The organism is Flavobacteriales bacterium (genome assembly GCA_016716605.1).
Taxonomy (GTDB): domain Bacteria; phylum Bacteroidota; class Bacteroidia; order Flavobacteriales_F; family PHOS-HE28; genus PHOS-HE28.
Genome location: JADJWA010000002.1, coordinates 181,064 through 202,279 on the forward strand (window position 1 = coordinate 181,064; position 21,216 = coordinate 202,279).

Annotated in this window: 19 protein-coding genes; 12 read left to right on the top strand and 7 right to left on the bottom strand. The window is 62.8% G+C overall.

The features are described from left to right. Positions 1-51 precede the first annotated feature (51 nt). From IPM12_15760 to IPM12_15785, 6 genes are all read left to right on the top strand, one after another. Complete coding sequence (locus IPM12_15760) at positions 52-1,410, top strand: tetratricopeptide repeat protein (protein MBK9149262.1); 1,359 nt, start codon at positions 52-54, stop codon at positions 1,408-1,410. Further along, positions 1,407-2,195 carry a phosphosulfolactate synthase gene (locus tag IPM12_15765; protein ID MBK9149263.1) on the top strand — a complete coding sequence of 263 codons (789 nt, stop codon included), beginning with the start codon at positions 1,407-1,409 and terminating at the stop codon, positions 2,193-2,195. Before IPM12_15760 ends, IPM12_15765 begins: the two co-directional genes overlap by 4 nt. A 129-nt stretch (positions 2,196-2,324) precedes the next feature. Next, on the top strand, positions 2,325-4,007 hold the full coding sequence (locus IPM12_15770) for a T9SS type A sorting domain-containing protein (GenBank protein ID MBK9149264.1): 1,683 nt from the start codon (positions 2,325-2,327) through the stop codon (positions 4,005-4,007). A gap of 133 nt (positions 4,008-4,140) precedes the next feature. Continuing rightward, positions 4,141-5,910 (top strand): T9SS type A sorting domain-containing protein, encoded by a 1,770-nt coding sequence (locus IPM12_15775; GenBank protein MBK9149265.1) that lies wholly within the window; start codon positions 4,141-4,143, stop codon positions 5,908-5,910. 229 nt (positions 5,911-6,139) lie between these two features. Next, on the top strand, positions 6,140-6,943 hold the full coding sequence (gene murQ / locus IPM12_15780) for an N-acetylmuramic acid 6-phosphate etherase (GenBank protein ID MBK9149266.1): 804 nt from the start codon (positions 6,140-6,142) through the stop codon (positions 6,941-6,943). Between the two features lie 13 nt (positions 6,944-6,956). Beyond that, positions 6,957-7,532 carry a hypothetical protein gene (locus IPM12_15785; protein MBK9149267.1) on the top strand — a complete coding sequence of 192 codons (576 nt, stop codon included), beginning with the start codon at positions 6,957-6,959 and terminating at the stop codon, positions 7,530-7,532. Here the strand turns inward: IPM12_15785 and IPM12_15790 are convergent. The 3 genes from IPM12_15790 to IPM12_15800 are packed head-to-tail and all read right to left on the bottom strand — an operon-like array spanning position 7,529 to position 9,253. Continuing rightward, complete coding sequence (locus IPM12_15790; GenBank protein MBK9149268.1) at positions 7,529-8,179, bottom strand: hypothetical protein; 651 nt, start codon at positions 8,177-8,179, stop codon at positions 7,529-7,531. The genes IPM12_15785 and IPM12_15790 overlap by 4 nt on opposite strands. Before the next feature lie 17 nt (positions 8,180-8,196). Continuing rightward, positions 8,197-8,643: an NUDIX domain-containing protein gene (locus tag IPM12_15795; GenBank protein ID MBK9149269.1), complete on the bottom strand. Its 447-nt coding sequence runs from the start codon at positions 8,641-8,643 to the stop codon at positions 8,197-8,199. A gap of 4 nt (positions 8,644-8,647) precedes the next feature. Further along, positions 8,648-9,253 carry a 2'-5' RNA ligase family protein gene (locus tag IPM12_15800; protein ID MBK9149270.1) on the bottom strand — a complete coding sequence of 202 codons (606 nt, stop codon included), beginning with the start codon at positions 9,251-9,253 and terminating at the stop codon, positions 8,648-8,650. A 324-nt stretch (positions 9,254-9,577) separates the two neighbouring features. Between IPM12_15800 and IPM12_15805 the strand changes: the two genes are divergently transcribed. From IPM12_15805 to IPM12_15830, 6 genes are all read left to right on the top strand, one after another. Beyond that, positions 9,578-10,567: a hypothetical protein gene (locus IPM12_15805; protein MBK9149271.1), complete on the top strand. Its 990-nt coding sequence runs from the start codon at positions 9,578-9,580 to the stop codon at positions 10,565-10,567. A gap of 193 nt (positions 10,568-10,760) precedes the next feature. After that, positions 10,761-11,402, top strand: a complete 642-nt coding sequence (locus tag IPM12_15810) for an O-methyltransferase (protein ID MBK9149272.1) — start codon at positions 10,761-10,763, stop codon at positions 11,400-11,402. A 46-nt stretch (positions 11,403-11,448) separates the two neighbouring features. Beyond that, a complete protein-coding gene (locus tag IPM12_15815) occupies positions 11,449-11,835 on the top strand; it encodes a TerB family tellurite resistance protein (protein ID MBK9149273.1) in 387 nt (128 codons plus the stop codon). A gap of 36 nt (positions 11,836-11,871) precedes the next feature. Continuing rightward, complete coding sequence (locus IPM12_15820; GenBank protein ID MBK9149274.1) at positions 11,872-12,894, top strand: aminotransferase class I/II-fold pyridoxal phosphate-dependent enzyme; 1,023 nt, start codon at positions 11,872-11,874, stop codon at positions 12,892-12,894. Then, positions 12,891-13,271, top strand: a complete 381-nt coding sequence (locus IPM12_15825; protein MBK9149275.1) for a hypothetical protein — start codon at positions 12,891-12,893, stop codon at positions 13,269-13,271. The genes IPM12_15820 and IPM12_15825 overlap by 4 nt, the downstream gene beginning before the upstream one ends. Continuing rightward, positions 13,271-15,007 carry a sensor histidine kinase gene (locus IPM12_15830; GenBank protein MBK9149276.1) on the top strand — a complete coding sequence of 579 codons (1,737 nt, stop codon included), beginning with the start codon at positions 13,271-13,273 and terminating at the stop codon, positions 15,005-15,007. The genes IPM12_15825 and IPM12_15830 overlap by 1 nt, the downstream gene beginning before the upstream one ends. Here the strand turns inward: IPM12_15830 and IPM12_15835 are convergent. From IPM12_15835 to IPM12_15850, 4 genes are read right to left on the bottom strand one after another with little or no spacing between them, the layout of a single operon-like run. Continuing rightward, complete coding sequence (locus tag IPM12_15835; protein ID MBK9149277.1) at positions 14,975-16,309, bottom strand: TolC family protein; 1,335 nt, start codon at positions 16,307-16,309, stop codon at positions 14,975-14,977. The two genes, IPM12_15830 and IPM12_15835, sit on opposite strands and share 33 nt — an antisense overlap. After that, complete coding sequence (locus IPM12_15840) at positions 16,281-19,433, bottom strand: efflux RND transporter permease subunit (GenBank protein MBK9149278.1); 3,153 nt, start codon at positions 19,431-19,433, stop codon at positions 16,281-16,283. The genes IPM12_15835 and IPM12_15840 overlap by 29 nt, the downstream gene beginning before the upstream one ends. Continuing rightward, positions 19,430-20,551, bottom strand: a complete 1,122-nt coding sequence (locus IPM12_15845) for an HlyD family efflux transporter periplasmic adaptor subunit (protein ID MBK9149279.1) — start codon at positions 20,549-20,551, stop codon at positions 19,430-19,432. The genes IPM12_15840 and IPM12_15845 overlap by 4 nt, the downstream gene beginning before the upstream one ends. Further along, positions 20,548-21,081, bottom strand: a complete 534-nt coding sequence (locus IPM12_15850; GenBank protein ID MBK9149280.1) for a TetR/AcrR family transcriptional regulator — start codon at positions 21,079-21,081, stop codon at positions 20,548-20,550. The genes IPM12_15845 and IPM12_15850 overlap by 4 nt, the downstream gene beginning before the upstream one ends. Positions 21,082-21,216 lie beyond the last annotated feature (135 nt).

Below are 21,216 nucleotides of genomic sequence, written 5' to 3' on the forward strand. Positions count from 1 at the left end.
ATGAACGAAGGTCATCACCCGCCACCGCATCGCAACCATCAGCAAGGCTGCGTGGACCGCTACGAGGCCATGCTCCGCAAGGGCACCAATGTCTTCTTCGACGTGGAGGACCTTGAATTGGTGATTGACCACTACCTGCAGGAGAACGATGCGCGGCGCGCCAAGGAAGCGCTCGACTTCGCCATGGCGCAGCACCCGGGATCGGTGGAGCTGATGTACAGCGAGGCCGTGGTGCTCATGAACCTCGGGCGCTTGAACAAGGCCCTCGAGGTGCTCGACGCCTTGGGCAAACTGGAGCCTTGGAGCGCCGAGGTGCACCTGCACAAGGGCAGCATCCACAGCCAGCTCCGCAACTACCGCCGGGCCATTGAGCACTACCGCCGCGCGCTGGAGCTCGCCGATGAAGGCCACGATGAGATCCTGCTCGACCTTGCCTTCGAGCACGAGAGCCTGGGCAAATACGACGAAGCCATCGACCTGCTGAAGCGCGGCCTCGACGTGAACCCTGAGAACGAAGGCCTGCTCTACGAGCTCGCGCATTGCTACGAGCTCTCCGGCGCGGACCAAGGCGCGATTGCCTTCTTCCGTGAGTTCACCAATGAGCACCCGTACAGCCTGGTGGCGTGGTATAGCCTGGGCAACGCCCTCTCCCGCCTCGACCGGATCGATGAGAGCAACGAGGCATTGGAATACTGCCTCGCGATCAACGAGGAATTCGGCTCGGCGCTCTTCACCAAGGCGCGCAACATGCTGGTGAAAGGCGATTATGCCGGAGCCGTGACCTGCTACGAGGAGGTCCTCGCCATCGAAGGCCCGCAGGCCGTCACCTTCAGCTACATCGGCGAATGCTACGAGAAGATGGAGCGCCATGAGCAAGCGCTGATCCACTACGACCAGGCCTTGGCACTGGACCCCAACTGGGTGGATGCCTGGGTGGGCCGTGGCGTGGTGAAGGACATCCAAGGCAAGCTCACCGAGGCCGTGAAGGACCTGGAGACAGCGGTTCGCCTCGCGCCGGATTCGGGCGACGCGTGGTACTACTACGCGAATGCGCTTGGCCGCAACGAACGGTACGAGGAATCACTGTCGGCCTACACCCGACTGAACAACCTCGACGCGGGCAACCTCGATGGCTGGCTCGATCACGCCGACCTGCTGCTCGGCCTCAAGAGCCCCGAGGCAGCCATGCTGAAATTGCGCGAAGGCGACCAGGTCCACCGCATGAATCCGCGCTACCGTTACCGCCTGGCCAGCTACCTGCTTCGCGCGGGCCAGCAGCAGCAGGGACTGCTCGAACTGGAAGAAGCGCTCATGGCCGATCACGCGGGCCATGCGCAATTCCTGGAGCACTACCCCGAGGCCTCGGCCATGCCCCAGGTGATCCATCTCCTGGGACTCTACGCTCCATGAACTATACGCTCTCGCATATCCCGGAACGCACGGCAAAGCCGCGCGAGCACGGGCTCACCATGGTGATGGACAAGGGTTTGGCCATTCGCCAGGCCGAGGACATGATCGAGGCGAGCGGCCAGCTGACCGACCTGGTGAAGCTGGGCTTCGGCACGTCGTTCATCACCAACAAGCTGAAGGAGAAGATCAAGCTGTACCAGAAGGCCGGCATCCGCGTCTATCTGGGCGGAACGCTCTTCGAGGCCTTCGTGGCGCGCGGGCAATACAAGGACTACCGCAAGCTCCTTGATCAATTCGGCCTCGATACCGCTGAAGTGAGCGACGGCTCCATCAACATGCCGCAGAAGGAGAAGTGCCGCTATATCACCGATCTGGCCAAGCATGTCACGGTGCTCAGCGAGGTGGGCAGCAAGGAGAGCGGCATCCTGATCAGCCCATCGAAATGGGTGAGCATGATGAACGCTGAGCTGGATGCAGGCAGCTGGAAGGTGATCGCTGAAGCACGGGAGAGCGGCACCGTGGGCATCTATCGCCCCAGCGGGCATGCCCATACCCAGCTCGTGAACCGCATCCTGGCCAAGGTGCCCGCCGAGCACATCATGTGGGAGGCTCCGCAGAAGGCGCAGCAGGTCTGGTTCATCAAGCAGCTCGGCGCCAATGTGAACCTGGGCAACATCGCTCCCGAAGAGGTGATCCCCCTTGAAACGCTCCGCCTGGGCCTGCGCGGCGACACCTTCTTCCAGCACCTGCCAGAAGCTGTGGCCGAGAAGCTCCGGCAGGTATAGGGCGGCCAACGCCCGGCCGGCTGCCGGCCCCATCGGGATCGGGCGCTGCCGTGGAAAATTGCGGGCCCGGATCCACCGTGCTTCGGTGCGCGCACCTACCTTCGGCACACCAACTCAAACCCTCGACACATGAAATCAGCCCTACGCTTCGCCTTCGCACTCGCGTTGGTAGCCGTCACCGCGCGTGCCAGCGCGCAGCGCTACCTCACCGAGGTCTTCAGCGATGCCAACATCACCATCACCAACGATGTGATCTACGGCACCAACATCGACTTCCTCACCAGCAACTTCGCCTCGCCCAACGTCACCGCGAACATCACCGAGCTGCAAACAGCAGTGACCCTGGGCAACCCCATCCCGTCGGCCTACTTCGATCCCGCCGATGGCAGCACCGCCGTGAAGGTGACCAACCTGCGAATGGATGTGTACCAGCCCGATCCGGCCATCGATCCGCTGGAGCGGCGACCTTTGGTGGTGTACATCCATACCGGCAATGCCTTGCCTCCCCCAATCAACGGAAGCCCCAATGGCACACGGAAGGACAGCAGCGCTGTGGAGAACTGCAAGCGCTTCGCCCGACGGGGCTACGTGGCCGTAAGCATGAGCTACCGCCTAGGCTGGAATCCGCTGGCCGCCACAGAGCTCGAACGCCGCAGCAGCTTGCTCAACGCCATCTACCGCGCCCTGCAGGATGTGCGGCATTGCATTCGCTCACTCAAGCGCGATGCGGGCCAAGGCAGCAACACTTACGGCATCTGCGCAGATCGCATCATCGTCGTGGGCGAAGGCACAGGCGGCTACATCTCATTAGCCAACGCCACCTTGGATGATCCTGCGGAACTCTACATCGAGAAATTCAGGCCCGACCCCTTCGATCCCACGGTCAGCTTCGTGGACAGCCTGCAAGTGGGGAATATTCACGGACTGGGCGGACAGCTGAACCTTTACCGGCCGAACGGCTGGGGCTATGAGAGCCAGTTCTGCGTGAATCTCGGTGGCGCGCTCGCCGACACAAGCTGGCTTGATGCTGGCGACGTTCCGATGGTGGCATTCCATACGGTATTCGATCCGTTCGCTCCGTTCACCGAGGGTATCGTGATCGTGCCCACCACCGGCGGCCCGGTGGTGCCTGTGCAGGGCAGCAATCTGTTCATGGAACTGGTGAATGATTACGGCAACAACGCCAGCTTCGCCTCCCTGCCAGATGGCGACCCCTACACCGACCGAGCGCGCGACCTCTATGGCAGCACCCAGACGCACGGTGCCAACAGCGTTCAGATCCGCACCGATGTAGAGGGCCTCTTCCCCCTGATTCGCCCGCAATGGCCTGCGCCCGCGCAGGAAGAAGCCAGCCCCTGGCAGTGGTGGGACCCGAACGGCGCCCTCGCGCAGACCGTGGTCAGCGCCGGGCCTCCGCCCATCACCGCAGGCCAGGCCGCCAGCGCCAGCAACCCGGATATGAGCCCGACGAAGGGCCGGGCGTACCTGGACACCATCCATGGCTACCTGAATCTCCGCATCGTGACGGCCTTGCAACTGGCAGATCCATGCACATTCGTCAGTGTCGACGAGGTCACGAACAATGATGTGGTGAGCATTTGGCCCAACCCAGCCACATATGACGTAAGCGTGAATGCGACTAACCTCGTGCGCCGCTACCGCCTGCTCGACATCAATGGCCGCACCGTAGCCACCGGCAATCCGGCTGCGCAGCAATTCACCATTGAGCGCATCGGGCTCGTGGCTGGAACCTACCTGGTTGAATTGGAAGTGGAGAACGGCCGCATCGTGCGCAAGCTGATGCTCGACTAATCCTCGTGCTACGGAATGGAGAAGGGCCTTCGCCAACCGGCGCAGGCCCTTTTCCTTGCAGCAATCCCGCAGTTTAATAGAGTATGCGATCGTCAGCCGTACTCAGCTACTTTTGAACGCAAACCGACTTGCGATGGCCAAGACCCTTTTCCTGTCAAGCCTCATCTTACTAGGAAACTCAATCGACTCCTTAGCACAGCTTTCAGTACAGTGGGCCCAATGCTACGGTGGACCGAGCGTGGAGCTTGGGTTATCAATCATCGAAACCAGCGATGGTGGCTATGTTATGAATGGGTTCGCGTCAAGTGAAGGGGGGCAGGTACAAGGGCACCATGGTGGAGCAGATGTTTGGATTGTTAGAGTCACAAGTGACGGCACCCTTGCTTGGCAGCGATGCCTGGGCGGGTCCTTGGACGAGACTTATAGCACCATTATCCCTGGTACGGACTCAGGATACATCGTACTCACGCGAACAGCATCAACAGACGGAGATGTCACCGGGCATAACGGTGACACCGATTTGTGGATTATCAAACTCAACGACGCTGGAGGAATTGAATGGAAGTACTGCCTTGGCGGAAATGGATCGGAGTATTCAAGTCAATTCCCATCCATCAGACCTACAATCGACGGAGGTTACATTATTGCCGGTACCTCAAGTTCAACTAACGGTTCCTTCTCAACCAACCATGGTCAATTGGATGCTTGGGCCATCAAATTGAGTTCGTCTGGAATCGTGGAGTGGCAGCGCTTGTACGGCGGAACGATGGACGATGGCGCGCACCACGTCTTAACCCTGGAGGATGGCGGTTACCTTCTGCTCGGTTACACAACCTCACCGAACACAGGTGATGTTTCTGGCTGGCACGGTGAAAGCGACATCTGGGTGCTGAGACTGGACGCCAGCGGCAACATCGTATGGCAAAAGTGCCTTGGAGGCGCGGAGAGTGATTCAGGTGAGTCTCTCTTGAGCTTGACCGATGACTCGGGCTTTATCGTAGGTGGCGAAGTAAACTATTCAACGCCTGGCAATCACGGCGACATCACCGGTTATCACGGCGAATTTGATGTCTGGATTGTCAAACTCGATGCCTTCGGAAACCTAATCTGGGAGAACTGCCTTGGAGGCGATGACTCTGATCTGCTGCGCGGTTTGGGTTCATGGGCAACACCATTGTTAGAAATGGGCAATGGCAATATCCTAGTTTCCGCGAACACCGGATCAAGCAACAATAGTGGCGACGTGCAAGGCCATAACGGCAACTACGATTACTGGCTGATTGAGCTAAATGCCGCTGGTGCAATCGTGAACTCCGTTTGTCAAGGCAGCACAGGTTTCGAAGGTGAGGCTGATTGGTCCCCTATGGTCTTGACGGATAATCCGAATACCCATCTGCTGTTCGGTACTTCCACCATAGACCTCGACAATCCATCAACAACCGACATTGTTTGCTCGAGTTTCACGTTAGGAGGTGGCTCGATTTGGACACAAGTGCTTGGGGGTTCTTCGATGGACTATGCGACCTGCGCCATCCGCAAGAGCAACGGGAGCATTGCTCTCTGCGGCACTACGAGCTCGAATGATGGCCTCTTCGCGCAACAGAACAGCGGCGAGATGGATACTTGGATTTTAGAACTTGACATGTCCTCGTCTATTAATTGTTGTAATGCTCTGGATTTTTCGATGCAACCCAATCCCGCAACCAGTCACGTGAACGTCTCCTGCGCGCAGGGCTTGGTGCGCCGCTTCCGCCTGCTCGACATCAACGGCCGCGTGGTTGCCGCTGGCAATCCTGCCGCGCAACGCTTCGTGATAGAACGTAAGGGGCTCAGCCCCGGCACCTATCTGGTGGAATTGGAACTGGAGCATGGCCGCGCGATGCGCAAACTGATGCTCGATTGACCGTTCCGCGACGAAATGGGGAAGGGCTTCTGCCATGCGGCAGAGGCCCTTTTCTTTGCGGGGGAATGCAGGTTGGCCCAACGCACAGGCCACGGCGCGTTGAGGGGTTGAGGGTTGAATCCCTCACGGTCAACCTATCCATCGCGAAGCAACCGGCGCCTCGGGCACTGACCAAGCCAATAACCCTCAACCTGCGCAACCTTCCACCCCCCAACCTGCCATTCCACCCATGCAGCGCATCACCGAGAGCGAATCACGCCACCACGACCTGGAGCTGAAGACCACTCGCGAATTGCTCGAGGGCATCAACAGCGAGGACCGGGGCGTGGCGGAGGCCGTGGCCGGCGCCATCGGGGCCATGGAGCCACTGGTGGAGGCGATCGTGGAGCGCATGCGGCGCGGGGGCCGGCTCTTCTACCTGGGCGCGGGAACGAGCGGAAGATTGGGCATCGTGGATGCGAGCGAGTGCCCGCCCACGTTCGGCGTGCCGCACGGCCTGGTGATCGGCCTCATCGCGGGCGGTGACAGCGCCATCCGCAAAGCAGTGGAGTTCGCTGAGGATGATCGCGAGCAGGGCTGGAAGGACCTGGAGGAGCATGCCATAGGAGCGGACGATGCCGTGATCGGCATCGCCGCCAGCGGAAGCACGCCGTATGTCGTGGGCGCATTGGAGCGCTGCAACGCCGAAGGCATCCTCACGGCATGCATCACCTGCAATCCGGGTAGCCCCGTGAGCCTGGTGGCCAAGCATCCCATCGTAGCCGCTGTCGGCCCCGAATACGTCACCGGCAGCACGCGCATGAAGAGCGGCACCGCGCAGAAGCTCATCCTGAATATGATCAGCACCGCAGCCATGATCAAGCTCGGCCGCGTGAAGGGCAATCGCATGGTCGACATGCAGCTGAGCAACAACAAGCTCATCGACCGCGGCACGCGCATGGTGATGGACGGGCTCGGCATCGGCTATGATGAGGCCAACGACCTGCTGAAGAGGCACGGCAGCGTGCGGAAGGCGGTGGAGAGCCGCCGATGAACAACTAGGCGCCATGCACGACATCGAGCCATTCTGGAACTGGCGGCACAAGTACACCAGTGAAGAGGATGAGCGCTCGCCCTTCTTCGGCGAGGAGCACAGCGAGATCTACTTCACCAACGCCGTGTACAACCACCTGATCCACCCGCAATGGGACAGCTTCGGGAGCAGCACGCTCTACATGAAGGTGCTCTTCGCCGACTACGAGGATGGCTTCGCGATCCTGGAGCTCATCGGCGAGTGGAACGACTTGCTGCACAACGACGTGATGACGCTCAAGCGGAACATCATCGAGCACCTGATGGCCAACCGCATCCAGCGCTTCATCCTCATCGGTGAGAACGTGCTCAACTTCCACGCGAGCGACGACGAGTACTACGCCGAGTGGTTCGACGAGGTGAACGAGGCCGATGGCTGGATCGCGCTGCTCAACTTCCGCCCGCACGTGCTCGACGACATGCAAGCGGCGAACATCGACCAGTACTTCCTGCTCGGCGGCAAGCTCGATGCACTGCGCTGGCGGACGCTAGGTCCGGAAGAGCTCTACGAGGTGGTCGGCGCCGTGGTGATGAAGCGGCTGGGCCCCTAGAACCCGCCGATCTTCACCGTCATGCGCGCCATGTAATTGCGCAGCGCATCGGGCGCGGTGTATGGCAGCTCGAGATCGCTGGTCCACAGGTAGGAAGCGCCGAAACCCACGCGGAAGGCCTCCACCACGGTGACCTCAAGCTCAAGGCCCGGCTCCACCGCCACGAAGGCCTGCCCATCGGTGCGGTTACGGCGATCGCTATTGCTCCCGCTGTTCGAGCGCGGGTAGCTGTAGGACACGCTGCCCAAGCCGATGAGCACGGGAACAGTCAGGTGGACCGCATGCTTGCCCAGGATCATCGGCTCGATCAACAGGCCGCCGTAGCCGTAGCGCAGCTCGAGACCGCTCACATCCTCGGTGCCGAAATCACGCAGGAATTGCTCATAGGCCACATTCTTGATCGTGCTGCTGCTCCATGCGCCGCCCAGGCCCAGCGCCACCTTGTGCTCGAGGATGAAGGCACCGCTGAAGCCGAGCAAGAGCACATCAGCGCCCATCACGTTGGTCAGTTTCGGCGTGAAACCGAAGTAGCCGCCGGTCACTGAGGTGCTGTCGTTGAACAGGGCCTTAGGCTTCGGTTTCTCCTGGGCCGATGCGGTGAACGCTGCAAGGAGCGATAGGGCGAAGAGAAGGGGTCGGTTCATCATGGCCGAAAGGTATCGGCTCAGGATCGCCTTTTCTGCAGCATGCGCCATACGTGCCGGTCGATCGGCAGCGACACCGCTTCCTCTGCGGGCTGCGCGCGCGGCACCCAGCGGAACACTTCCTGATCGCCGGGGCCAGCGATTCCTGAGAACGGATCCTGCACCACCCAGATGGCATCGCATTCCGCAACGCGGAAGGTGAAGTACACGCTCACCACCTGCATCGGCGCGGAGTGGAAAGCGCTCTGCTGAAAGAAATCCGTGGTGTAGAAATGCTCCACGTCCAAAGCCTCCACGGCCATCTCCTCCCGGATCTCGCGGATCACGCAATCCTTCAAGCCTTCGCCATACTCCAAGCCACCCCCGGGGAACTTGGTGATGCGCTGTCCCTTGATCAACTCATCGGCAACAAGGACCTGCGTCCGTTCCGCATTCAGCAACAAGCCGTAGGCGCGGATCGTGAACATGGCCTCAGAACGCTGGTTCGAGTTTCACGCTCTTCAAATGCTCATCGAGCGAATCGTCGGCCACCTCGCGCCTCATCAGCGTCAGGTCGGTCACTGCGCGCTCACCGCGGTACTGCTCATTCTCCAGCATGGCCCAGGCCTGCTCGAACTGCGCGGCCTTGAGCGGACCGGCGATCAGCAGCATGGGCTGCATCGGGACATCGACACCGAGCTTCTTGATGCGCTTGTTCGCGCGCACGTGATCCAGCAAGCGCTGCTGCAATGCGCTGATCGGCCCGACCGGCTCAACGCCCACATAGATGCGCTTGCGGTCATCCGAATGGCGGATACCATCGAGCTTCAGCCGGAAGCCGCGCTGGCCGGATGCGCCACGCACAATGGAATCGCTCAATGTGGATTCGTACTCCGGCGGGAGCTCGCTCTCGATCAGCGTGATGCCCGGAAGCCGATAGAAGCACTCGAAGCGCCCGATGCGGTCGCGCAAGGCATGGCGCGTCTGCATCACCCAAGCCAGCGCATCGCTGGGCACATCGATGCTCACGCGGTACTGGCAGGTGTACACCAGCGAGTCGAAGAGCGTGAGGGCGTCAACCGCCGCCTTGCGGGCCATGGCGCAAAAGAAGCCGCCCGAAGCGCCGGTCAACCGCCGCTCGTTACCGCGAAGGCAACAGGTCATTGGTGAAAAGCCGCACGATCCGGGGTACGCGCATCTGATCGCACGGCGACCGCGGTTGTTCAATCATCCTAACCAGAAACCCTTGCGCCATGGTCCGACCCTCGACCTTGTCGTTGGCGCTGGCGATGGCCGCGGGCCTCGCCGCGCAGAGCATCGAATCGATCCAGCTCCGGTTCGCGCTCGATAGCCGAGCTCGCAGCTGCCGAGCGCACCGCCCTGCTGCGCGCGGATGCCGGTCGTTGAGCTAGCTTCGGGCGCATGAGAACGTCCGCGCTCGCTTTCGCTTCGGCGCTTTCAGGCCTCGCAGCAGCCCAATTCCAATGGGAACAGCTGCCTGATTTCCCTGGCACGGCGAGGGATGATGCGGCTGCCTTCACCATCGATTGCGACGTGTACGTGGGGACGGGCATGCAAGTGGGCTGGTCGTTGACGAACGACTTCTGGAGGTACGACTCCTTCTCTCAGACCTGGAGCCCATCAACCACGTTACCGGCGTCACCCCGGCAATACTGCACAGCGCAAAGCCTGTTCAGCCAAGGCTACCTGTTCGGCGGCCTGGATGCCTCCGGTCCGCTATCCGAGCTCTGGTCCTTCGACTCGGGCTCGCAATCCTGGATCCAGCGTGCCTCACTGCCCGGTGCTGGTCGCTACGCATGCGGATCATTCGTTTTGGCCAGCAACCTCTACATCTGCGGAGGGATCATCGCCGGCGGAACTGCTTTGAACGAGTTGTGGAAGTACGACCCCTTCACGGATTCCTGGGAGCAGCGCTCGTCCCTCCCCGGTGTGGGCAGGCACCGGATGGCCACTGCTGAAGGCGGATTCGTCGCAGGTGGCGCTGATTCCAGTTATGCTCCATTGGATGAGTGCTGGTCCTACAACACCTTCGGGGACGAGTGGACGCCGATGCCAGCAATGCCCGAAGGCCGGTTCGGCGGAAGCGGTGCGAGTTGGACTGAAGGCCTCTACTACATAGCCGGTGCGATCGACAATTCGAACTTCAGGGCGACAACTTTCCGCCTTTCCGCATCGGGCTGGGAACTCTGCAGACGCGGTGCTTCCAAGCGAGCGGCGTGGAGGCGTCGTTGCAGTATCCGGCTGCGCTGGTGGCTGGAACTTCCTGAATTACGGCCTTGGACTCGATGGCACAATGGCACGCCGGAACGATTGGTTCGGGACCTCGTTCGCTTTCTCAATCGGCGAACAATCGCCGTCATCCTTCAGCGTAATCCCGAATCCCGCTACTGAGGCGATACGCTTGCCTGAGGGCATGTCATACAATGAGGCCATCATCATCAATGCCCAGGGTGTCGTGGCGGGCCGAATCCAGGAGAACAATGGGCTTAGTTCTGCCCATCCATCATCTCTCAGCTGGTGCTTACATGCTGCAACTTCGGCTGAACGAGGGCTTTAGCACCGCACGCTTCATCAAGCTCCCCTGATGCAATTCATCTCCCCTGACCTCGATGCCTATTGCGAGGCCCGCAGCGGCGAGGAGCCTTGGTACCTGAAGGAGCTCGCCGCCGAGACGCGCGAGAGGGTACACATGCCCGCCATGCTCAGCGGCCATCTGCAAGGCCGCTTCCTGGCCATGCTCAGTCAGCTTGTTCGGCCCCGCATCGCCATTGAGATCGGCACCTACACCGGCTACAGCGCGCTCTGCCTAGCCGAAGGGCTCGCTCCCGGTGGCATGCTGCACACCATCGACATCGACCCCTACCTGCCGGAGATGGTGCATCGCTACATCGAGAAGGCCGGCATGCTCGACCGCATCACCATGCACCATCGGCCAGCGCTTGAGGTGATCCCGGAACTCCCCTCCCCTTTCGACCTCGTGTTCATCGACGCCGACAAACAGAACTACCCCGCTTACCTCGAAGCTGTCCTTCCGCGCATGGCGAAGGGCGGGATCATCGTCGCCGATAATGTGCTCTGGAGCGGCAAGGTGCTGGCGCCTCCGCAAGAGCGCGATGAGCAGACCGCCGCGCTGATCCGATTCGCTGACATGGTGAACGCGGATCCCCGGTTCGACCCGGTGATGATCCCGCTGCGCGATGGAGTGCTCATGGCGCGCGTGAAGTGACAGACGTCAGGCGGGCGTACCTTCGTTCGGCCCCAACTTCACCGCCATGGAAGCACAACTCTTCTACAAGGAACTGGGACGCTTGCTCTACGCGATCGCGGCCGCCGATGGAAAGATCTCCGACCAGGAGATCCGCACGCTGAAGAAGGTGGTGAGCGATCAGCTGGTGCCGCAGGAAGTGAGCACCGACCACTTCGGCACCGATCAGGCCTACATCACCGAATTCGAGTTCGATGTGCTGGCCGAGCGCGGCGCTTCCGTGGAGGGCGCCTTCGATTCATTCATCGCCTACATGGCGCGCCACCGGCACGACCTCACCACTCAGCGCAAGGAACTGATCTACCGCTGCGCCGATGCCGTGGCCAGCGCTTTCCATGGCGTGGGCAAAGCCGAGCTGCCCTTGTTGATCGAGCTGCACAAGCACCTGCATTAGCCCAGTAAAGGAGCCCGTTATCTTGGGCGCGTGCGCATCGTCGACCTCCGATCCGATACGGTGACCCAGCCCACGCCCGCCATGCGCGAGGCCATGCTGAGCGCGGAACTAGGCGACGATGTCTTCGGCGAGGACCCAACCGTGAATTCCTTGGAAGAGCGCATGGCCGCGCTCTTCGGCCACGAGGCGGCGCTATTCTGCCCTAGCGGCACCATGACCAACCAGATCGCGATCAACGTGCATACCCGTCCCGGCGACGAAGTGCTCTGCGAGGAAGGCGCGCATGTTTACCGCTACGAAGGCGGCGGCATGATGGCCAACAGCGGCTGCAGCGTGAAGCACCTGCCTGCCGATCGCGGCCGGTTCACCGCGGCGGATGTCGAGGCGGCCATCAACGACCGCAACGCGGCTTACCTCGCCAACACAAGGCTCGTTGTGATCGAGAACACCGTGAACCGCGGCGGCGGCTCCGTCTGGGACAGGGCAGAAACGGCGCGCATCCGAACGATCTGCGATGCGCATGGCCTGGCACTCCACCTCGATGGCGCGCGGCTCTTCAACGCCATGGCCGTTGATGGCGGCTCTCCGCAGGATTGGGGCCGCACCTTCCAGAGCATCTCCATCTGCCTCAGCAAGGGCCTTGGTGCCCCTGTGGGCAGCGTGCTCATCGGCGATCGCGCCTTTATCCACCAGGCCCGCCGAGTGCGCAAGCGGTTCGGCGGAGGCATGCGGCAGGCGGGAATGCTCGCGGCTGCTGGCCTGCATGCGCTCGAGCACCATGTTCACCGGTTGAAGGATGACCACCAGCGCGCCAAGCGGATCGGCGATGCACTGGCGGTGATGCCTTGGTGCGCGCGCGTGATGCCCGTGGAGACCAACATCATCATCTACGACCTGGCAGGTGGGCGATCGGCCCGCGAGCATGTGGCGCAGCTCGAGGCCGGCGGCGTGCGCTGCTTCGCCATCGGGCCGGCCCAGGTACGCATGGTCACCCACCTCGACCTCGACGATGAAGGCCTGGAGCAGGTGCTGGAACGATTGCAACGGATTCACCGATGAGACCGCTGAGCATCCTCTTCCTCTTGACGCTCGCTTCGTGCGCCGGCACGCAGTACATCGAGAAGGGCACGCACGATGGCGTCGAGATCGCCTACCGCTGGAGCCATCCGCCCGGCAAGCCAAGCGAGCTGCTGCTCCGCTTGAAGAATGTGAGCGGTGCCGACAAGCGCGTGAGCCTCGGCATCGACCTCTATTACCAAGGCCGCACCGTTGAGGCTTTCGAGGCGGATACCTGCCTGCGGCCCGGCATGCTCCTCGCGGGCAGGCTCAACGGCATCTACTTCATCCCGCGGGCACTCACCACCGGGCAGATCAAGGATGGCGGCGCCGCCATTGAGGCCACCCGCACCGTGATCAGCGACGAATCCTGCCCCTGATGCAGCGCAACACCCTGGACCGCGCCCTGCCCTGGCTCCTGGCCATGCTCGTGCTTGCTGCGGCATGGCTGCTCTGGCGCTACCATGCGGAGATCCGGCAACGCACGGAAGACCTCGCCGGGCTCGGCCTCCTGCGCTCGCATCAGATGCTCGATGTGCGGATCGACGCCATGTTCAATGAATGGCAGGGCATCGCCAAGCAGGAAGCTGCGGCAATAGCGGAGGGCGCATCGGAGAATGACCTGATCAAACGGTGGAAAGCGGTGCTGCACGCCCACTGGCCCGTGAATTCGGTGCGATTGGCTGACGAGCTGGGAAACGAGATCAGCCTGCATCGCACGGACGAAGGAGCGGTTCTGGTGCGCACGGAATCAGGCAGCAAGGATTCGCTGCCCAAGGCCTACGCAACGGGGCCCTACAGGATCGACACCGTGCCCATGACCTGGAACGCCTACGGCCTTTACGACCCGCGTGAGCGAGGCTGGTTCAGCAAGGCGATCGAGAACAACCGCGACGAGCCCGTTTGGAATGAGCGCCAGTTCGTGGACAGCACGGAGAGCGCGCTCCAGGTCGGCCAGTTGATCAGAAGGCCGGGCAGCGATCAGACGTACCGTGTGCTCATGATCGAATTCGACCTCGGCCGTGCGGACAGGCTCGATGCCCGCTCGCCCACCATGATGCGCAATGGCGTGCTGGTGATCAACGGCGATGGCAAGGTGTACGCCGCCAACGCGGCTGCGACCGCCGAGCCGATGGCGATCGCGCTCGCCAGCGCGCTCCCGGTTTGGATCGAGCGCAAATTCAACAACGCCTACCACTTGGAGCACGGCGGCGTGCCCTATGCCATGCAAGTGAGCCCGGTGCAGCTCAACGGCTGCCTGCTGCATGCCGTGATCATGATGGAGACCGCACCGCTCAGTGAATGGACAGCGTCCGAACGGCGCGCCCTCAACATCGGCGCGGCGACCCTCGCCCTGCTCACCGCACTCCTGATCATGCTGGCCTGGCGCGGCCGCAAGCACCGCAAGCGCGCCGGGCTGTTGGACCTCCATGCGAGGCAGCTGCAGCATCGGCTCACCAAGGCCATGGGCGAACGCGATGTGCTGAGCCGCGAGGTGCATCATCGCGTGAAGAACAACCTCCAAGTGGTCAGCAGCCTGCTCAATCTCCAGGCCAGCTCGCTCGACGACGCGGCCGTGCGCGAGGAATTCCTCCGCGGCAAGCGCCGCATCGACACCATCGCCCTGGTGCACCACCGCCTCTATGACCAGCCCGACCTGCGCAGCATCAGCCTCGATTCGTTCCTGACGCAGCTCACCGACTCCATCAGCGCCATGCACAGCGATCAGCACAGCACCGTCAGCATCAGCGTCGATGCGCAGGGCCTGAAATGCGATCAGGACACCGCGATCGAGCTCGGCATCATCGTGTGCGAGCTGGTCACCAATGCCTACCTGCATGCCTTCCCGCACGCCACGGGCGGCCATATCGAGCTAACGGTGTCGCGCGTGGAGGGCGACCTGCACCGCCTGGTGGTGACCAACAATGGCGTGCCCCCGCAACGCGGACTGCGCATCGGACAGGGCAAGCTCGGGCTCGAGATCGTGGAGGCGCTGGCGGAGCAGCTCGATGGCAGCCTGCACATGCGCACCGACGGCCAGGCCGCCTTCGAAGTGCTCTTCCGGATGCGGAAGCGCAAAGCTTCATCGGACTCCGACGAGCCCGAGAGCGACTAGCAGGCCACCGCTCGCGCGCAGCAGGCCCAGCTCGGCCACCTTCGCATCGAATCCTGCCACCACCGCCTGCCGCTCGGCGTTCGCAAGATCGAGCTGCGCCTGCCGGAATTGCAATCCGGTGATCTGGCCGGCCTGGAACAGTTCGCGGGTGCGGTCGAAGTTGAGGCGGGCCGTGGAGACCGCTTCGCCCTGTATCCGCAGCACCTCGCGCTGGCTGCTCCAAGCGGTGAACGCGTTGCGCACATCGCGCTCCACCTGAACGCGGGCCTGCTGCTCGGCGATCGCCGCATTCTCGGCGCGCAGCCGCGCCTGCTCCGCCTGCGTGCCCACGCGCCCGCCATCGTAGAGGGGCACGCTCAGCGTGAGGCCCGCGTTCAATCCCTGCGTGTAGGTGCCGAGCACCAGGCCGACACCGTTGCGCTGGTCGTTCACGCCGTAGTTCGCGCTCAGGTCCAGGCGCGGCCAACGGAGCGACCGCGCGATCCGCTGATCCACTTCCGCCGCGCGCACCTGTGCCGTTGCCGAGGCCAGCTGCACATTGCCGTGCATGGCTTCCTGCACCAGTTGCTCCTCCGAAAGCGGTCCGGTAAAAGCGATCCGGCGCGACACCAGCAGGGCCGCATCAGGCCCCGATCCGAGCAGCACGTTCAGGTCGCGCGCAGTGCGATCGCGCCGCTGCCGCGCCAGGATGTGCGCGGCGCTGTCGGCTTGCAGATCGACCTGTGCATTCAGGAGGTCGAGCCTGCCCGTGGCGCCCAGCTCCGCCCTGCCCTTCAGTCGGGTGAACCGATCGTTCGAGATGGCGAGCAGGCGCTCAGTGATGGCCACGTCCTCCTCCAGCGATGCCACGGCGTAATAGAGGGCGATCACTTGCGTGAGCGTGCCTTCCACCTGCGCCCGTGCGCGCAATTCAGCTGCTTGCGCGCTCCATTGCGAACGCTCCAGCGCAGCGAAATTGCCCATGCCATTGAAGAGCGTGTAGGTGAGCCCCAGCTGCCCGCCGAGCGTGGTGTTCACCACGCCATTGCGCTCCACATCCGGGATGCCCTCGGTGAAATCGAGCCTCGTGTCCTGATTGCTGTAGTTGCCGCGCGCACCGGCATCCACGCGGGGCAGAAGGCCCGCATTGCCAGCTGTGGCCGCCGCCTCGGCGATGGCCGCTTCGTTGCGCGCGATGCGGATGCCATGCTCGTTGGCGAGCGCGAGCTGGATGGCGCGATCCAGGCTGAGCGTGTCCTGCGCCAGCACCGCGGATGCAGCGCAGCACACAAGGCTACTGATGATGATGCTCCTGATTCTCATGGGGGATCTCTTCTACTGCCGGCTCCACTTCCTCAGGCGTTGGCCAACGCCCATTCCAGAGCCAATGGATGAAGCGCCGGACCTGATTGAGCACGGTGATGTAGATGGGCAACAGCACCAGGGTGATGAAAGTGGCCACCACCAGCCCGTAGGCCACCGTGATGGCCATGGGAATGATGAACTGCGCCTGGAAGCTGGTGTTCAAGGTGATGGGCAGCAGGCCTGCCACCGTGGTGAGCGAGGTGAGCAGGATGGGGCGCAGGCGCGAGAGCGCCGCTGCGCGCAGGGCTTGCGTGAATGTCATGCGCTCCTTCAGGTTCGCATTGAATGCGCTCAGCATGACCAGCGAGTCATTGACCATGACGCCGATGAGGGCGATGGCGCCGAAGAAGCTGAAAAGGCTGATCTGCACCCCGTGCAGCGCATGCCCCCAGCCGATGCCGATGAATGCGAACGGCAGACCGAGCAGGATGGCGATGGCCTGCGGGAATGAGCGCAGCGCGATCACCATGAGGAACAGCATGATCAGCAGGGTGAAGGGCAACACGCGCTGTGCCGATGTCCCCACTTTACGGCTCTGCTCGCCCTGTCCCTCGAAGCTGTAGCTCAGCCCGGGATTCCTGGCCTGGACGGCAGGCATCACTTCGGAGCGGATCACTTCCTGCGCATCGGTGGCGCTCTGCCCGCTGTTGGCGAGATCGGCCTCCACGCGCACCTCGCGCTTGCCATCGAGGTGGCTGATGCTGCGGATCCCGCGCTCGATACGGTAGGTGACCAGCTCACTCAGCGGATACGATCGCCCGTCAGCCGTGCGGATGCGCATGTCCTCGAGCTGGCGCAAGGAGGAACGCGCATCTTCCGCGTAGCGGACCCAGATCTTCACCTCATCCTCACCGCGCTGCACGCGTTGGGTCTCCAGCCCGAAGAAGGCCTGGCGCACCTGCGCGAGCACCTCCTGGGTGGTGAAGCCGAGCAATCGCGCTTGGTCCTTCAGGCGCAGCACCAATTCGCGGTTGCCGGGCCGGTCACTGTCCACCACATCACGGAGCATGGGCAGTTTCTGAAGCTCGGCGCGCAATTCGTCCTTCGCGGCATTGAGTTCGGACAGGTCGTGGCTGCGCAGCGAAACGCTCACGGGCTTCCCGAATGGCGTGGCCAGGCCGAAGGTGAGGTTGGCCACTCCCGGCGATTCCCCGGCGCGCTCCCGCAAGCGACTGGTGATCTCCTCTGCCTTGAAGCCACGTTCCTCGGCATTGAGCAGCACGATGTTGAGCTTGCCCTGCTCGGCGCGCGGCCCCAGGATGGTCTGCACCTTGAGGATCACATCCTGGCTGTCGGGCCTCCAGGCGCTGAGCTGGTCATTCACCTGCCAGGCCAGACGCTCAAGGCGTTGCAGCTCATCGAACACGACATGCTCGCGCGTGCCAGCCACCATCTCCAGCTCCACGCCCACGTCGTCGCGCTCGATCACCGGGAAGAAGGTGGTCCTGATGAAGCCCGCGCCCACCGAGCCGACCGTGAAGGCCAGCAGGAAGAAGGCGACGCCGAAGGAAAGCATCCGGTTGCGCAGCACACGGTCCAGGAAGGGGCCATAGCGCCGGTCACGCAGCCGGCCCATCACGCCATCCATGTAGATCTCGAGGCGGTTGCGCGTGGGCGCGGTGAGCGCTTCGGAATGCGCCACGTGCGCAGGCAGAATGAAGGCGGCCTCGATCAACGAGACCACGAGCGTGGCGATCACCACGATGGCCAGGGTCGGTGCGAAATCGCCGAGCCTTCCTTCGATGAAGAAGAAGCTGGTGAAGGCGGCCACGGTGGTGAGCACGCTGCTGATCACCGCGCCGATCACCCTGCGGATGCCGATGAAAGCCGCCTGCACGGGTGGCACGCCCCGCTCATGCTCCTGGTAGATGCTCTCTGCGATCACGATCCCGTCGTCCACCAGGATGCCCACCACGAGGATCATCCCGAAGAGGCTCATGACATTGATGGTGATCAGCCCTGGCGCCAGGATGAACATGCCTGCGAAGGAGACCGGGATGCTGAGCGCCACCCAGAAGGCGAGGCGCCAGTTGAGGAAGAGCGCGAGGGTGATGAGCACCAGCACGAACCCTTGCAGGCCATTGGACACTAGCATCTCGATGCGGTCGCGCAGCACGGTGGTGCTGTCCAGGATCAGCTCCGCGCGGATGGGGCCGCCCTTCCGGTTCCACGAATCGATGTAACCGCGCGTGGTATCGGCGATGAAGAGGATGTCCTCGGTGATGGTGCTGCTGAGGCTGAGCACCACACTGGGCTGGCCGTTCACGTAATTGCGCGCGGGATCGTCGGCCCAGGCATCGCGCACATCGGCCACATCACTCAGCCGCAGCAAGCGGCCATCAGCGCCAGCGCGGATCACGGTATGGCGCAGGCCCTCGGCATCCATGCGCTTATCGCGCACGCGGATCAGCAATTCCTCATCGGCGGTCTTCACCTTGCCCCCGGTGAGGTCGATGTTCGCTGCGCGTAGCGCCGCGCCGGCATGCGCGAGCGTGAGGTTGGCCGCGCGCAGGTCTTCCTCGCGGAAGGCTACCTCCACTTCCTCTTCAGGCAGGCCCGTAACAGCCACCTTGCTGATGCCTGGGATGGCGCGCAGGTCGAGCTCGGCGCGCGTCGCGGCATTCTTCAGCGCCTTCAGGCCGATGCCCTCTCCGGTGAGCGCAAAGCTCACCGCTGGCTGCACGCTCTCCACCTTGAAGGCGCGCACGGGTTCCATGCCCTCGGGCAATGCCGGGATCCGCTCGATGGCGTTCTTCACGTCCTGGAGCACCACGTCGGCATCGAAGCCCTTGAGCACTTCCACCGTGATCACGCCGCCGTTCTCCTGGCTCACGCTGCTGATGCGCTCCACGCCGCTCACGCCCTTGAGGTCATCCTCGATCCGCAGCACCACGCCCTGCTCCACCTCTTCGGGCGATGCGCCGGGATGGGCCACCTGCACCTGGATGCGCCGGCTCTCCACCTCGGGGAAGAAGGAACTGCGCGTGCGCTGCAGCCCGAACCAACCGAAGATCAGCAGCAGCGCCATCACCGCGAGCGCGCTCACCCGATAGCGGAGGAAATAGCCGGTGAGCCCTTTCATGGTTTGACGGGTGCCACGCGCATGCCCTCAAAGGCTCCGCTCATCCGATCCGTGACCACCCATTGCCCTTCGGCGATGCCGCGCACCACCGCTTGCTCCATGCCTTGATGCAGGATGCTCACCGGATTGCGGGCCAGCAAGGAGTCCTTCACGGTGTAGAGCGCACCATCATCGGTGAGCGCGCTGCGCGGAACAGCGATCGCCTCCTCGACGCTACCGCCATCGATGGTGCCGGACACATACAGGCCATCGCGCAATCCTTTGCTGCTCAATTGCACGAACACCTTCACGGTCTGCGTGGCCGCATCAATGGTCTCCCCTACCCGGATGATCCGGCCCTTTGCCTCGCTCCCATCCTCGGCCTGGAAGCGCAAGGTGTCCCCAACGCGCACGTGCCGCAGCTCACCCGCGCCCACAGCCGACTCCAATTCGAGCGTGTTGGGCGCGATGAGCTCTCCCAGTCGTGTGCCCGGGGTGATGATCGTCCCGGGCTCGATCCCCGCTGTCGTTACCACGCCATCGAATGGTGCGGTCACCGCATACTTCGCCATGCGCTCATACAGCGCGCGCAAGCTGTAGTACTTGTCCAGCACCCCGCGCCCGGCGAGGTAGTTCCGTTCCCGATCGCTGCTCAGCACGGGCAACGCGGGCAGCACGCCTTCAATGGGCACGCTCTTCAGGTAAGCCTCCCACTTGGCTGCTTCCTCGGGCCTGTCGATCCGCAGATCGGGCACCAGCTGCACCAGATCACGGATGAAGGCGCTCTGCTGGGCATTGATCTGTGCGCGCACCTCGCCTTCGTCGATGCGGAAGAGCAGCTCGCCCTTGCTGAATGATGTCCCCTCGCGGAAGGGCTTGCTGGTGCGCTGCAATGCGCCGCCCACTTCCGCTGTGATGAGCATGCGGTCCGTGGCGCGCACTCGGCCCGATACCGGGATGCTGATGCGCACGGGGCCATTGCGAGCTTCCAACACCCGCACAGGCCGGGGAGCAGCCGGACCGTTGGTGCGCTCGGGTGAACTGCGGCTGCCGGCCAAGCGCTTGCAGGTGGCCACTCCGCCCACGAGGAGCAGCAGGCCAATGATCACGGTCAGCCTTCGTTTGAAGAGGTCGTTCATGCGCGGATGGATCGGATGATGAATTCGGGGACGGACTTGCGGCGCTTGCTGATCATGCGGCGGAATGCTTCCTCGGTGATGCCGTGCACGTGCATGATCATGGGCCGGGCGATGAAGGGGTGCGCGCACAGCGCCATGATGTTCACCAGCAGCTCGCGCGGATCGATGTCGATGATCTCGCCGCGCTCCCGCGCTTCCGACACGAGTCTCAGGAAGCACTGACGGCTATCCATGCCCCGGTCGATGAAGGCGCGCAGCCCATCGGGATCGCGGTTCAGCTCATTGGCGATGAAGAGCGGCAGCTGCGGATTCTCGGTCATGCGGTCCAGATAGGCCGCCACGAAGGCCTCGATGGCCTCGAAGAGGTGCTCGCGCCCCTTGAGCGAATCCCAGATGCAGCCGAACTGCTTCTCCACACCGCCCTTGAACACGCCCTTGAATAGCCGCTGCTTATCCCGGAAGTAGTAGTGGAGGAGCGCCTTGTTGATGCCGGCCTCATCGGCCACTTCCTGCATGCGGGTGCCCGCCATGCCCTTGCGGATGAAGATCGCGCGCGCCGCTTCGAGGATCCGCTGCTCGGTGGTCTCTTCCTTCTCGGGGGGCCTGCGGGCGCAATATTAACCATTTGGTTAAACCCGATGGTGAACCCTGATGACCAACCGTTG